Raw genomic sequence first — 12,807 nt, 5'->3', positions numbered from 1 at the left:
GTGTCGCTCGGCACTGTTCCCCGACGGAAACAGGCGACGGCTGGGAGGCGAGGTCAGTACTCCGAGCGAACCCGGTAACCCGGATGATGGGTCATCCGGACAAAGGTCACCGGCTGGCCCTTGAGCCAGGTGGTCCGTTCCAGCAGCATGACCGGGGTGCCCGGCGTGGTGGCCAGGAAATCGGCCAGCCTGCTGTCGGCGGCCACTGCGGAAAAGGCAATCTCTGCATCGGTGAAGGGGATCGCGTTCAGCAGCCATTCGTTGGGGCCGATTTTTGTTAGGTCGGCCTGTTCGATGGCGGGCACGACGCGGAGGTTGACCCAGCGCTCCTCGAACTGGAAGGGGCGGTTGTTGGCGTAATGCATGCACGTCAGGTGCAGCACCCGCGTGCCGGTTTCGAGCCCAAGCTGCGAGGCAAGCCAGGCCGGGGCCTCGGCCACCTTGCGCTCGACCAGGGCATAGCGGTACTCGGCGTTCTGTTCTTCGACGATGTGGCGCACGATTGCGATCTCGAACCGCGCCTGTTTGACCGGGGCGGTCATGACGCGAGTGCCGCTTTTTCGGCGGCGCTCGACAAAACCCTGATCCGCCAGCTCGCGCAAGGCACGGTTGACCGTGGCCCGGGCACAGCCGAACTCTTCGGCCAGTTCCGCCTCTGTCGGCAGCAAGGTACCCTGCGGCCAAACGCGGCTTTCTATCCGGCGTTTCACCTCGTCCCGGACGGCGTGAAAACTGGTGCGCATCTGTTTCTTCAACAGCAATTGCCTTCCGCTGAAAAAAAACTCCGTTGGCTATTGCCCAGATTCCGGCCCGAGAGTAAAGGGGAATTGACGCTAACTAGTGTCATATTCGTGACAGGAGAGCCTGCAATCGGGTTTTATAGGTCTGGACGATCCGGTCGTGTTCAACATGTCTGCCGGACCTGACCCTGTGCCGTCCGGCCGACCACAGGTCGGTGACGATCCTGTCGGGTGCCGAAAAGCAAAGCCCGTCCAGCATGGCGTCGCCGTCGAGCGTGCAGAGTGCCGGGCCGCTGGCGTCGATCGCCACCAGATCGGCCAGCGCACCGGGCACGATGCGGCCTGAATTCCGGCCAAGTGCCCGCGCCCCGCCTGAGGCCGCGCCAAGGTAGAGCGCGGCGCCGACCGAGCCTTCGCCCGCGATCATCACGTTGCGTTGCAGGTGATGCAGGCGTTGGGAGTATTCGAGCGTACGGAGCTCTTCGCCCAGGGCGATGCGGACGTTGGAATCGGATCCGACACCGAAGGCGCCGCCGTTTTGCAGGTAGAGCGGCCCGTTGAACGGGCCGTCACCCAGGTTAGCCTCGGTGATCGGACAAAGACCCGCAACTGCGCCGGACCGCGCCATTGCGATGGTCTCGGCCTCGGTCATATGGGTGGCGTGGATCAGGCACCATTGCGCGTTCACCTCGGCATGCGAGAGCAGCCAGTCGACCGGGCGCGCGCCCAGCCAGGCGCTGATCTCCTCGACCTCGCGGGGTTGTTCGGCGATGTGGATGTGGATCGGGTTGTCCTCGGCCAGGGCCACTGCCTCGGCCAGGTCAGCGGGGCGGATCGCGCGCAGCGAGTGCGGCGCCACGCCGACGTGGGCATCGGCGGGCAGGGCGCAGACGGCGTGTGCCCGGGCCTGGGTAACAAGGGCCGCGAACCGTTCGATGTCGTTGCCAAAGCGGAGCTGGCCCCCGGCCAGCGGCTGTTCGCCCGCGCCGCCGCAGCTGTAAAGCACCGGCAGATGGGTGAGGCCGATGCCGGTTTCGGCTGCCGCGGCAAAGACCCGGTCGCTAAGCTCGGTCAGGCGCGCGTAGGGGGCGCCGCCGGGCGTGTGGTGGACATAGTGGAACTCACCGACGGCGGCATATCCGGCCTCCATCATCTCCATGAAGGTGAGCGCCGCGATCGCCTCGTAATCCTCGGGCGTCAGTTGGTCGACAAAGCGGTACATCAGGCTGCGCCAGGTCCAGAAACTGTCCTGTCCGGCGGCGCGATGCTCGGTCATGCCGGCCATTGCCCGCTGGAACGTGTGCGAATGCAGGTTGCCCAGGGCGGGCAGCAGAACATCGACTTGGACGTCGTCGGATTGTGGCGACTGGCCGTCTTGAACGGCGGTGATCCGGCCATCTTCGAGCGTGACGGCGACATCGGTTTGCCAGCCTTCGGCGGTGCGGGCGCGGCGCGCGAAAATCCTCTGCATGTCTTCCTCTAATGTCTAGACATAATGATATTACTCACATACGTTACCCGCCAGCAAGAGGAGATGTGACGCGGATGGGCGACAAGTTGGATTATCTGCTGAGCAACGCCCATTTGGCGACAATGACCGAAGGATCAGCGGGTTATGGCCTGAGGCGCGGGGCGCTGGCGGTGCGCGAAGGGCGAATCGCCGAGGTGCTGGAGCAAGGCGCGACGCTGCCCGAGGATTTGCCCCGGCGCGACCTGGGTGGGCGGCTGGTGACGCCGGCGCTGATCGACTGTCACACCCATCTGGTGTTCGGCGGCAACCGCGCCACCGAGTTCGAGATGCGGCTGAATGGCGCCACCTATGAAGAGGTCGCGCGCACCGGGGGCGGCATTGTCTCGACCGTGCGCGCCACCCGCGCGGCCAGCGCCGAGGCGCTGGTAGCCGGAGCGTTGCCGCGCCTGGATGCGCTGATTGCCGAAGGGGCAGGGACCGTCGAAATCAAGTCGGGTTACGGGCTGGATCTGGAGACCGAACTGTCCATGCTGCGCGCCGCCCGCGCTTTGGGGCAGCAGCGGCGGGTCACGGTGCGCACCACCTTTCTGGGTGCCCATGCGACGCCGCCCGAATACAAGGGGCGGGACGACGCCTATATCGACGAGGTCTGCATTCCCGCCCTGCGCGCGGCCCATGCCGAGGGGCTGGTCGATGCGGTGGACGGGTTCTGCGAGGGGATCGCCTTTTCGCCTGATCAGATTGAGCGCGTTTTCAAGATTGCCGCCGAACTGGGCCTGCCCGTCAAGCTGCATGCCGAACAGCTGAGCCATCTGGGTGGTGCGCAACTGGCTGCGCGCTATGGTGCGCTGTCGGTCGATCATGTGGAATACGCCACCGAAGAGGACGCCCAAGCGCTGGCCGCGAGCGGCTCGGTCGCGGTGATCCTGCCCGGCGCCTTTTACACGATCCGGGAAACGCAACAGCCGCCCATCGCACATTTCCGCGCCCATGGCGTGCCGATGGCGCTGGCGACCGATTGCAATCCCGGCTCGTCGCCGCTGACCTCGCTGCTCTTGACCATGAACATGGGCTGCACCCTGTTCCGCATGACCCCAGCCGAGGCGCTGGCGGGCGTGACCTGTCACGCCGCCCGCGCTTTGGGTCTGGACGACCGGGGCCGGATCGCGCCGGGCCTGCGCGCCGATCTTGCCATCTGGGATGTCGAGACACCCGCCGAGCTGGCCTATCGGATCGGCTTCAACCCCCTGAACGAACGACTTATCGGAGAGCTCTGAATGATCTCGCTTACCCCCGGGTCCACCGACCTGGCCACGCTCCGCAACATCTATCGTACCGGCGTGCCCGTCCGGCTGGACCCTTTGGCGCGCGCGGGCGTCGATGCCGCCGCCGCCATGGTGGCCAAGGCCGCCGCAGGGGAGGCAGCCGTCTATGGCATCAATACCGGCTTTGGCAAGCTCGCCTCGACCAAGATCGCAGCCAAGGATACCGCCACGCTGCAACGTAACCTGATCCTCAGCCATTGCTGCGGTGTCGGCCAGCCCCTGTCCGAGGCGCGCACGCGGCTGATGATGGTGCTGAAACTGTTGTCCCTGGGCCGGGGCGCCTCGGGCGTGCGCTGGCAGGTGATCGAGCTGATCGAGGCGATGCTGGAGCGCGGCGTGATCCCGGTGGTGCCCGAGCAGGGCTCGGTCGGGGCCTCGGGCGATCTGGCCCCGCTGGCGCATATGACGGCGGCGATGATCGGCGCCGGAGAGGCGATGTTTCAGGGCTGCCGCATGGCTGCTGACAAGGCACTGGCCGAGGCCGGGCTGACCCCTGTCGTGCTGGGCCCGAAAGAGGGGCTGGGCCTGATCAACGGCACCCAGTTTTCCACCGCCAACGCGCTGGCGGGCCTGTTCGACGCCTGGCGCATGGCCGAGGCGTCAATGGTCATCGCCGCGCTCTCGACTGACGCCATTATGGGTTCGACCGCGCCGCTGGTACCCGAGATCCACGCCCTGCGCGGCCATGCGGGCCAGATCGACGTGGCGCGCGGGATGCGCAAGCTGATGAAAGGCTCGGAAATCCGCGAGAGCCATCGCGAGGGCGATACCCGCGTACAGGATCCCTATTGCATTCGCTGCCAGCCTCAGGTCGTGGGCGCGGCGCTGGATGTGCTGCGCATGGCGGCACGGACGCTGGAGATCGAGGCCAATGCCGTCACCGACAATCCGCTGGTTCTGGTCGAGCGGGGCGAGATTGTCTCGGGCGGCAATTTCCATGCCGAATATGTGGGCTTTGCCGCCGACCAGATCGCGCTGGCCGTGGCCGAGATCGGCGCCATTGCGCAGCGCCGGGTGGCGCTGATGGTCGACCCGACGCTGAGCCACGATCTACCGCCGTTCCTGACCCCCGATCCGGGGCTGTACTCGGGCTTCATGATCGCCGAGGTGACGACAGCGGCGCTGATGAGCGAGAACAAGCATCTTGCCAACCCCTGCGTGACCGATTCGACCCCAACCTCGGCCAACCAGGAGGATCATGTCAGCATGGCCGCGCATGGCGCGCTGCGCCTGCGCCGGATGACCGACAATCTGTCGGTGATCCTGGGGGTCGAGCTGTTGTGTGCCGCGCAGGGGATCGAGGCCCGCGCGCCGCTGGTCACGTCGGAGCGTTTGCAGGCGGTAATCGCCCATCTGCGCGCCCATGTGCCGACGCTGGCCGAGGACCGCTATCTGGCGCCTGATATCGAGGCCGCGGCCGCCATGGTGCGTGACGGCGATATCGCGCGTGTGGCCGGGATGGAGGTGGCGGCATGATCGAGGTCGCCCGCGCCGACAGCCCGCTGGTGCTGGGCCTGCCGCATACCGGCACCGATCTGCCCGACGGAATTGCCGGGCGGCTGAACGACACTGGCCGCGCGCTGGCCGATACCGATTGGCACATTCACGACCTTTACGCAGGGCTGGTCCCGGCAACGACGGTGCGCACCACCGTGCACCGTTATGTGATCGACGTGAACCGCGACCCCGAGGGGGTCAGCCTCTATCCCGGTCAGAACACCACCACGCTCTGCCCGCTGACCGATTTTGATGGAAACCCGATCTGGCGCGCGGGGCAGGAACCCGACGCCGCCGAGATCGCGCACCGCCGCGACACCTGGCACGCGCCCTATCATGCGGCGTTGACGGCCGAGATGGAGCGGGTGCGCGCGATCCACGGATTTGCGGTGCTCTACGACTGCCACTCGATCCGCAGCCATATCCCGTTCCTGTTCCAGGGCACCTTGCCCGATTTCAACATCGGCACGAATGAGGGCACGACCTGCGCTGCGGAGATCGAATGCGGTGTGTTGAAAATGTGTTCTAATGCAGAGGGTTACACGCATATCCTCAACGGTCGCTTCAAGGGCGGCTGGACCACCCGCCACTATGGCCGCCCGGCCGAAGGGCAACACGCCATCCAGATGGAACTGGCGCAATCCTCCTATATGACCGAGGCCGCGCCCTGGGCCTATCTGCCCGATCGCGCAGACCGCCTGCGCGCTCCTCTCACCCAGATCCTGACCCTGCTCACAGAATGGAGGCCGGCATGACCGATCCCCGCAAGAATACCCGCGACATCTATCCCGCCACCGGCACCGAGATCACCGCCAAAAGCTGGCTGACCGAGGCGCCGATGCGGATGCTGATGAACAACCTGCATCCCGACGTGGCCGAAAACCCGCATGAACTGGTGGTGTATGGCGGCATCGGCCGGGCCGCGCGCACCTGGGAGGATTTCGACCGCATCGTCGCCAGCCTGCGCGACCTGGACGAAGACCAGACCCTTCTGGTGCAGTCGGGCAAGCCGGTCGGCATCTTTCGCACCCACAAGGATGCCCCCCGCGTACTGATCGCAAACTCGAACCTGGTGCCGCATTGGGCCACCTGGGACCATTTTAACGAGCTGGATAAAAAGGGCCTGGCTATGTACGGCCAGATGACCGCCGGATCGTGGATTTACATTGGAACCCAAGGCATTGTGCAGGGAACTTACGAGACCTTTGCCGAGGCCGGACGCCAGCATTACAACGGTGACCTGACCGGCAAATGGATCCTGACCGGGGGGCTTGGCGGTATGGGGGGCGCGCAGCCGCTGGCTGCCGTGTTCGCCGGGGCGTGCTGTCTGGCCGTGGAGTGCAACCCGGATTCGATCGATTTCCGCCTGCGCACCAAATACCTCGATGAAAAGGCCGAGACGCTGGACGAGGCGCTTGAGATGATCGACCGCTGGACCAAGGCGGGCGAGGCAAAATCGGTGGGCCTGTTGGGCAATGCCGCCGATATCTTCCCCGAGATCTATGCCCGGATGCAGGCGGGCGGCATGCGCCCCGACATCGTCACCGACCAGACCAGCGCCCATGACCCGCTGAACGGCTATCTGCCACAGGGTTGGAGCATGGCGGAATGGCGCGCGGCCCGTGAGAGCGACCCGAAACGGGTCGAAGCGGCCGCACGGGCCAGCATGCGCACCCATGTCGAGGCGATGGTGAATTTCTGGAACGCGGGCGTGCCGACGCTGGATTATGGCAACAATATCCGCCAGGTGGCGCTGGACGAAGGGTTCGAGAACGCCTTTGCCTTTCCGGGTTTTGTGCCCGCCTATATCCGCCCACTGTTCTGCAAGGGCATCGGCCCGTTCCGCTGGTGCGCCCTGTCGGGCGATCCCGAGGATATCCTGAAAACCGATGCCAAGATGAAGGAACTCTTCCCCGAGAACGAGCATCTGCATCGCTGGCTTGACATGGCGCAGGAACGGATCGCGTTCCAGGGCCTGCCGGCGCGGATCTGCTGGATTGGTCTCGGCGACCGGCACCGGGCGGGGCTTGCCTTTAACGAGATGGTGCGCAACGGCGAGTTGAAGGCCCCCATCGTGATCGGCCGCGACCATCTGGACAGCGGCTCGGTCGCCAGTCCGAACCGCGAGACCGAGGCAATGATGGACGGCTCGGACGCGGTCAGCGATTGGCCGCTGCTGAATGCGCTGTTGAACACCGCGTCGGGCGCGACCTGGGTGTCGCTGCATCATGGTGGCGGCGTCGGGATGGGCTTTTCCCAGCATTCCGGCATGGTGATCTGCTGCGACGGGACCGAGGACGCCGACCGGCGCATCGGTAACGTGTTGTGGAACGACCCCGCGACGGGCGTGATGCGCCATGCCGATGCGGGCTATGACATCGCCCGCGACTGCGCCCGCGAGCATGGGTTGAACCTGCCGGCGATCCTGTAAGGCAGAGGGAGGGGCTCTGCCCCTCCTGGCCTTCGGCCAGTTCACCCCGGAGTACTTGCAGCGAGATGAAGTGCGAATTGGCCCCTTTACCTTGGGGCCGGGGCGGGTAGTCTTTGGGCAAACCTCAGAAGGATACGCCCATGCCTGCCCTGCTTGATACCGTCGATCCCAATGGGCTCGAAGAGTTCTCAGTCGTTTTTACCGACCGCTCGCTCAACCATATGTCGGCCAGTTTTCAGCAGGTGATGCGCGATATCTCGGAGATGCTGCGCACGGTCTACAATGCCGATGGGGTCGCCATCATCCCGGGCGGTGGCACTTATGCGATGGAGGCGGTCGCACGCCAGTTCGCCCGAGGCGCGCGCGTGCTGGTGGTGCGAAACGGCTGGTTCTCGTACCGCTGGAGCCAGATCATCGAGACCGGCAGCCTGACGTCAGAGACAACGGTGATGAAGGCGCGCCGCAGCGGCAACGAAAGCACCGCTCCCTTTGCCCCGGCCCCGATCGAGGATGTTGTGGCGGCCATCCGTGAGCAAAAACCCGATGTGGTCTTTGCCCCGCATGTGGAAACCGCCGCCGGGGTGATCCTGCCCGACGATTACATCACCGCCATGGCGGCCGCCGCGCATGAGGTGGGCGCGCTGATGGTGCTCGATTGTATCGCCTCGGGCTGCGTCTGGGTCGACATGAAGGCGACCGGCGTCGACGTACTGATCTCGGCGCCGCAAAAGGGCTGGAGCGCTTCGCCCTGCGCGGGACTGGTGATGCTGTCCGAACGGGGAGAGGCGCGGCTGGCTGAGACTCAATCAGACAGTTTCGCTGTCGACCTGAAGAAATGGCGCGACATAATGAAGGCCTACGAGGGTGGTGGGCATGCCTATCACGCCACCATGCCCACCGATGCGCTGCGCGCCTTCCGCGACACCATGGCCGAAACCCGCGACTATGGCTTCGACAAACTACGCGACGCGCAATGGGCGTTGGGCAACGGGGTGCGCGCGCTGCTCAAGGGCAAGGGCATCGTTTCGGTCGCCGCCGAAGGGTTTGGCGCCCCGGGCGTGGTGGTGAGCTATACCAGCGACCCCGATATCCAGAACGGCAAAAAATTCGTGGCCCTGGGTATGCAGATTGCGGCCGGGGTACCGTTGCAATGCGACGAACCGGTCGATTTCCGCACCTTCCGGCTGGGTCTCTTCGGACTCGACAAGCTCTATGATGTCGACGGTACGATTGACCGGCTGAAACGCGTGCTCGACCAGGTGCTCTGACTCTGGCTTCTTTCTGGTCGAAATACTCCGGGGTCCGGGGCAGCGCCCCGGGGCTCACCGCACGCCCAGACCCATCTGCATCAGGGTCCGGCGTACCGGCGCCAGCGAATAGAGCGCGTTCAGCCCCATCGCGCGCGCGTCCCGCAAAGGGCGCGCCTCGACCATCGAGGCGCGATTGAGCAGGTCTATCCCTTTCACACGTAGCTCGATCTCGGCATGGCGCGCCTTGTGATAGGCAGACAGCATCTGGTCATCGCCCAGGCCCTCGGGCCGGGCCTGCGCCAGGTCCAGCAGCGTGCGGAGATCACCCAGCGACATGTTCAGCCCCTGGGCGCCGATCGGCGGCACCACATGCGCGGCCTCGGCCATCAGAGCGATCCGTTCGCCGGCCAGCCGTTCGGCCCGTTGGCTGATGATCGGCCAGATGGTCCGGCGCGAGGCCAGTGTCAGCGGTCCGAAGAGGCCGCAGGAGCGTTCCGTCATCGCGACCTCAAACGCCTCGGGCGCCATCTCCAGCAATTCCAGCGTCTTTGGCCCGCGTTCCATCCACACCACGGCGGACGAGGGCTGCCCCTGCCAATCGGGCAAGGGCACCAGCGTGAAGGGCCCGCCGGATCGGTGGATCTCGGTTGAGACATTCTGATGTGCAATCGGGTGGGTGACAGCAAAGGCCAGCGCCTTTTGCCCATATCGGGTAGCCTTGACCCCGATCCCCGCCGCCTCGCGCATGGGCGAGCTGCGCCCGTCGGCGGCCAGCACCAGCTTGCAGATCACGCGGCTGCCGTTGCTCAGCCCCACCCGTGCCTCGGCTGTGCGTGTGAACAGGCTGGTGGTGGCGGTGCCGGGGCGGAAATCCACATTGGGCAGTTCGGCCAGCCGCGCCACCATCTCGCGCCGCAGCAGCCAGTTGGGCAGGTTCCAGCCAAAGGGCTTGTCGCTCAGATCGGCGGCGTTGAAATCGCGCACCACGCGCGGTTCGGGCACCTCGCCGCCCGCATCGACGATGCGCATGATCTGTAAGGGGGCGGCATGATCGGCCAGCCGCGCCCAGAGGCCGCAGTTTTCCAGCAGCACTTGCGCCGGTTGCAGGAATGCGGTGGTGCGCAGGTCCGATCCGTCCACGTCGCGTTCGGTCACCGGCGGCGCCGGATCGACGCAGATCACCCGGAACCCGGCGCTTCCAAAGGCCGCCGCCGCAGTCAACCCGGCGATGCCGCCGCCGGAAATCAGGATGTCGCAGCTCTCTTGCATGGGCAGGCTCCGTCTGTTGCGCGGCACCCTATTCCGGAACGGGCCGGGGTGCCAAGCGACATCCTGTCCGGTGGTCTCAGCCGCGGCTGATCAGGATCAAGAGCGTCCAGATCACCGGCACCAGCGCCAGCGCCGGGATATAGAGGCCGGGGATGCCAAAGAGCAGGATGGCGATGCCCCACAGGCTGAGCCCGGCGGCGATGGCGTAATAGATGTTGTCGCTGTCGCCATAGGTCACTTCCTTGGCGATGCGGCCCAGCAGCGGGATGGCAAACAGCACACGCTGGCCCAGGGGCAGGTTGCGGGGCAGGTCGATGGCGCTCATGTCAGGTCCTTTCTGATATCTGTAAGGGGGCAGATAGGTGTTGGAACCTGAGTAAAAAAGTCACCTTTTGCCGCAGTGCAACGCGATGCCGCAGCCCCTGCGGCGCGGCGCCGCTGATCGGGCGGTCCAGACCGGGGCGCGCGGCGAATCCGCTTTTGTGTTATCATCCGGGAATTGTATTAAAGACGGAGATTTCCCATGACGCTGAAATATGCACGCGGTCCGGTCAGCTATCTTTACCGCGATATTGAAAAGAACGGCAAAACCAGTCGCCGCAAGGTCAAACAGGTGCTTTGGGGCGACTGGGTGGATGTCCGCGATCCGCTCGATGCCACCTGGACCCATGTCCGTTACGGCAAGAAACCCTATCTGATGAAACGCGCCGAATTACAGGACGAGCGGGTGCTGGAACTGATCTTTCTCGACATCGGCCAGGGCGATGCCTGTATCGTGACCGAACCGGGCCATCATCACCTGCCGCGCGTGATGGTTATCGACGCCGGGATAGGGCGCAACACCAACGGGTTTCTCAACTGGCGGTTCCGCGATTTCGACAATTCGGGCCAGATCCACGCCGCCATCGTCACCCATCCGGATGCCGATCACTATCGCGGTTTCCAGCCGATCTTCGAGAACCGCCGCCTGCGGATCGAGCATGTCTATCACAGCGGGCTGGTCGAGCGGGTGGGCGACGATCTGCTGGGGCCCGAACAAGGTGGTTATCTGACCGATATCGTGGAGACCGACGCACAGATGCGGGCGCTGTTGTCCGATCCGGCCCGGCGCGGGCGCAAGCTCTATCCCAAACTGATGCAGACCGCACTGGAGGCGGACCGGATCGGCCCGGTGACCGCGCTGACCACCGCCCATTCGGTGCAGGAGGACGGGCGCGCCTGGCTGCCGGGGTTTGCCCCTGCTGACGGCGGGCTGGTGACCATCGAGGTGCTGGGGCCTGTGGTTGAACCCGATGCCGCGGGCCAGCCGCGCCTGCGCGCCTTTGGCGACAGGCCGACCTCGCGAACGATGGATGAGGGCAAGACCAAGAACGGCCATTCGGTGTTGTTGCGGCTGGATTTCAACGGGTTCCGGGTGCTGTTCGGCGGCGATCTGAACACCTCGGCCGAGTGCTTTCTGATGCAGCATTATGGCGATGTGCCGGTCTCGGCGCCGCTGGCGGCGACCGAGACCGAACTGGAGGCGATCGCCAGGCCCGATGCGATCACGGCTGCCGCCGAGCGGTTCGGCGTCGATCTGATGAAGACCTGCCATCATGGCTCGTCCGATGTGACCGAAGAGTTTCTGTTCGCCGCCCATCCGGCAGCCTATGTTGTGTCCTCGGGCGATGAGGAGGGGCACGTGCATCCGCGCCCCGACCTTCTGGGGCTGTTAGGTAAGACCGGCGCCGGGGCGCGGCCGTTGATCCTGTCCACTGAACTCCTGCGCTCGACCCGCGAGCGCGAGCGCGATGACCTGCGCCCGGCGCTTGACCGGCTGAACGCACGGATCGAGGTGGAACTGGCCAAAGGTACAGGGGCGGATGCGGCGGCGCTGGCCGAGATGCGTGCGGCCAAGCGCAAGCTGCTGGACGAGGTGTTCCGCCGCAATGTCGGCGTCTATGGCGCCATCAACCTGCGTACCGACGGGCGCGACGCGGTGATCGCTTTTCGTAAGGAAAAGGCGCCCGCGCACCGGCGCTGGTTCTATTACGAGATGCAACGCGACCCCGACAGCGGCGGCTTCCTGCCCGTGCTGGGCGACGGGCACTGAGCGCCGTCAGGTCAGCCGGGAGAGAAAGCCGGTCAGATCGTCGGTATGGTGGTGGATGTGGTCGGCCGGATGCGGATCAGGGGCCACATGCACCGTGCGCATCCCCATCTCGTGCGGGGCGGTCAGGTTGCGGGGGTCGTCTTCGAACATGGCGGCGCGCTCGGGGATCACCCCGTCGCGAGTGAACACCTCTTCGAATGCAGCGCGCTCTGGTTTGGGTCGGTAGCCCGCGTGTTCCACGCCATAAATGGCATCGAATAGGCCGGTCAGCCCGCGCGCGGCCAGCACCCGTTCGGCATAGGGGGCCGAGCCGTTGGTATAGACGATGCGGCGGCCGGGCAGGGCGCGGATGTGGCTGGCCAGCGCGGTGTCTGGGGTCATGTGGCTCATGTCCACCTCATGCACCGCCACCAGATAGGGATCGGGGTCGAGCCCGTGTTCGCGCATCAACCCGGCGAGCGTTGTGCCGTATTGCCGCCAGTACTGCGCGCGCAGTCGATCGGCCTCGGCCCGGGTGACACCGAGCGCCTCCATCACATAGGCGGTCATCCGCACTTCGATCTGGTCGAAGAGCCGCATAGCGGGCGGATAGAGGGTGTTGTCGAGATCGAACACCCAGGTCGTCACATGAGAGAAAGCATCGCGCACCATGGCTTGGACTTAGGCCAGATCCGCCCTCATTTCAACGCCCGCACTTGATCCGTAGGGCAGGCGGCGGCTAGACAGGATGGA

The 12,807-nt window shown here is 65.4% G+C and carries 11 protein-coding genes; 6 read left to right on the top strand and 5 right to left on the bottom strand.

Going from position 1 to position 12,807, the window contains the following annotated elements:
* Nucleotides 1–53 precede the first annotated feature (53 nt).
* Both G0P99_RS20480 and G0P99_RS20475 read right to left on the bottom strand, forming a co-directional pair.
* Entirely contained in the window at nt 54–743 is a 690-nt protein-coding gene (locus G0P99_RS20480; protein WP_164132343.1) for a GntR family transcriptional regulator, read from the bottom strand.
* A gap of 100 nt (nt 744–843) precedes the next feature.
* Complete coding sequence (locus G0P99_RS20475) at nt 844–2,211, bottom strand: formimidoylglutamate deiminase (protein WP_164132342.1); 1,368 nt, start codon at nt 2,209–2,211, stop codon at nt 844–846.
* Between the two features lie 74 nt (nt 2,212–2,285).
* On the opposite strand from G0P99_RS20475, the gene hutI reads away from it, so the two are divergent.
* From hutI to G0P99_RS20450, 5 genes are all read left to right on the top strand, one after another.
* Entirely contained in the window at nt 2,286–3,488 is a 1,203-nt protein-coding gene (gene hutI / locus G0P99_RS20470; RefSeq protein WP_164132341.1) for an imidazolonepropionase, read from the top strand.
* Nucleotides 3,489–5,012, top strand: a complete 1,524-nt coding sequence (hutH, locus tag G0P99_RS20465) for a histidine ammonia-lyase (RefSeq protein WP_164132340.1) — start codon at nt 3,489–3,491, stop codon at nt 5,010–5,012.
* Nucleotides 5,009–5,788 (top strand): N-formylglutamate deformylase, encoded by a 780-nt coding sequence (gene hutG, locus G0P99_RS20460; RefSeq protein WP_164132339.1) that lies wholly within the window; start codon nt 5,009–5,011, stop codon nt 5,786–5,788. Before hutH ends, hutG begins: the two co-directional genes overlap by 4 nt.
* The gene (hutU, locus tag G0P99_RS20455; protein ID WP_164132338.1) at nt 5,785–7,464 is read left to right on the top strand and encodes a urocanate hydratase; all 1,680 of its coding nucleotides are present in this window, start codon (nt 5,785–5,787) and stop codon (nt 7,462–7,464) included. The genes hutG and hutU overlap by 4 nt, the downstream gene beginning before the upstream one ends.
* Nucleotides 7,465–7,604: 140 nt before the next feature.
* Nucleotides 7,605–8,732, top strand: a complete 1,128-nt coding sequence (locus tag G0P99_RS20450; protein ID WP_164132337.1) for an aminotransferase class V-fold PLP-dependent enzyme — start codon at nt 7,605–7,607, stop codon at nt 8,730–8,732.
* Nucleotides 8,733–8,786: 54 nt separating this feature from the next.
* On the opposite strand, the gene G0P99_RS20445 is transcribed toward G0P99_RS20450, so the two are convergent.
* Together G0P99_RS20445 and G0P99_RS20440 are read right to left on the bottom strand one after the other, a co-directional pair.
* Nucleotides 8,787–9,983, bottom strand: a complete 1,197-nt coding sequence (locus G0P99_RS20445; RefSeq protein WP_164132336.1) for a UbiH/UbiF family hydroxylase — start codon at nt 9,981–9,983, stop codon at nt 8,787–8,789.
* 76 nt (nt 9,984–10,059) lie between these two features.
* Nucleotides 10,060–10,308 carry a hypothetical protein gene (locus tag G0P99_RS20440; RefSeq protein ID WP_164132335.1) on the bottom strand — a complete coding sequence of 83 codons (249 nt, stop codon included), beginning with the start codon at nt 10,306–10,308 and terminating at the stop codon, nt 10,060–10,062.
* Between the two features lie 198 nt (nt 10,309–10,506).
* On the opposite strand from G0P99_RS20440, the gene G0P99_RS20435 reads away from it, so the two are divergent.
* A complete protein-coding gene (locus tag G0P99_RS20435) occupies nt 10,507–12,075 on the top strand; it encodes a ComEC/Rec2 family competence protein (protein WP_164132334.1) in 1,569 nt (522 codons plus the stop codon).
* Between the two features lie 6 nt (nt 12,076–12,081).
* Here the strand turns inward: G0P99_RS20435 and G0P99_RS20430 are convergent, their stop codons facing one another.
* Nucleotides 12,082–12,726, bottom strand: a complete 645-nt coding sequence (locus G0P99_RS20430) for a pyrimidine 5'-nucleotidase (protein WP_164132333.1) — start codon at nt 12,724–12,726, stop codon at nt 12,082–12,084.
* Nucleotides 12,727–12,807 lie beyond the last annotated feature (81 nt).

The organism is Ruegeria sp. PrR005 (assembly GCF_010500245.1).
In the GTDB taxonomy this organism is placed as follows: domain Bacteria; phylum Pseudomonadota; class Alphaproteobacteria; order Rhodobacterales; family Rhodobacteraceae; genus Ruegeria_B; species Ruegeria_B marisflavi.
The sequence above is the reverse complement of the archived record's forward strand: the minus strand, read 5'-3'. Positions and strand labels throughout refer to the sequence as shown.

What these genes read in the sequence shown, in the direction of transcription:
- G0P99_RS20480 (WP_164132343.1), bottom strand. Translation starts at nt 743, where the DNA reads ATGCGCACCAGTTTTCACGCCGTCCGGGACGAGGTGAAACGCCGGATA.
- G0P99_RS20475 (WP_164132342.1), bottom strand. Translation starts at nt 2,211, where the DNA reads ATGCAGAGGATTTTCGCGCGCCGCGCCCGCACCGCCGAAGGCTGGCAA.
- hutI (WP_164132341.1), top strand. Translation starts at nt 2,286, where the DNA reads ATGGGCGACAAGTTGGATTATCTGCTGAGCAACGCCCATTTGGCGACA.
- hutH (WP_164132340.1), top strand. Translation starts at nt 3,489, where the DNA reads ATGATCTCGCTTACCCCCGGGTCCACCGACCTGGCCACGCTCCGCAAC.
- hutG (WP_164132339.1), top strand. Translation starts at nt 5,009, where the DNA reads ATGATCGAGGTCGCCCGCGCCGACAGCCCGCTGGTGCTGGGCCTGCCG.
- hutU (WP_164132338.1), top strand. Translation starts at nt 5,785, where the DNA reads ATGACCGATCCCCGCAAGAATACCCGCGACATCTATCCCGCCACCGGC.
- G0P99_RS20450 (WP_164132337.1), top strand. Translation starts at nt 7,605, where the DNA reads ATGCCTGCCCTGCTTGATACCGTCGATCCCAATGGGCTCGAAGAGTTC.
- G0P99_RS20445 (WP_164132336.1), bottom strand. Translation starts at nt 9,983, where the DNA reads ATGCAAGAGAGCTGCGACATCCTGATTTCCGGCGGCGGCATCGCCGGG.
- G0P99_RS20440 (WP_164132335.1), bottom strand. Translation starts at nt 10,308, where the DNA reads ATGAGCGCCATCGACCTGCCCCGCAACCTGCCCCTGGGCCAGCGTGTG.
- G0P99_RS20435 (WP_164132334.1), top strand. Translation starts at nt 10,507, where the DNA reads ATGACGCTGAAATATGCACGCGGTCCGGTCAGCTATCTTTACCGCGAT.
- G0P99_RS20430 (WP_164132333.1), bottom strand. Translation starts at nt 12,726, where the DNA reads ATGGTGCGCGATGCTTTCTCTCATGTGACGACCTGGGTGTTCGATCTC.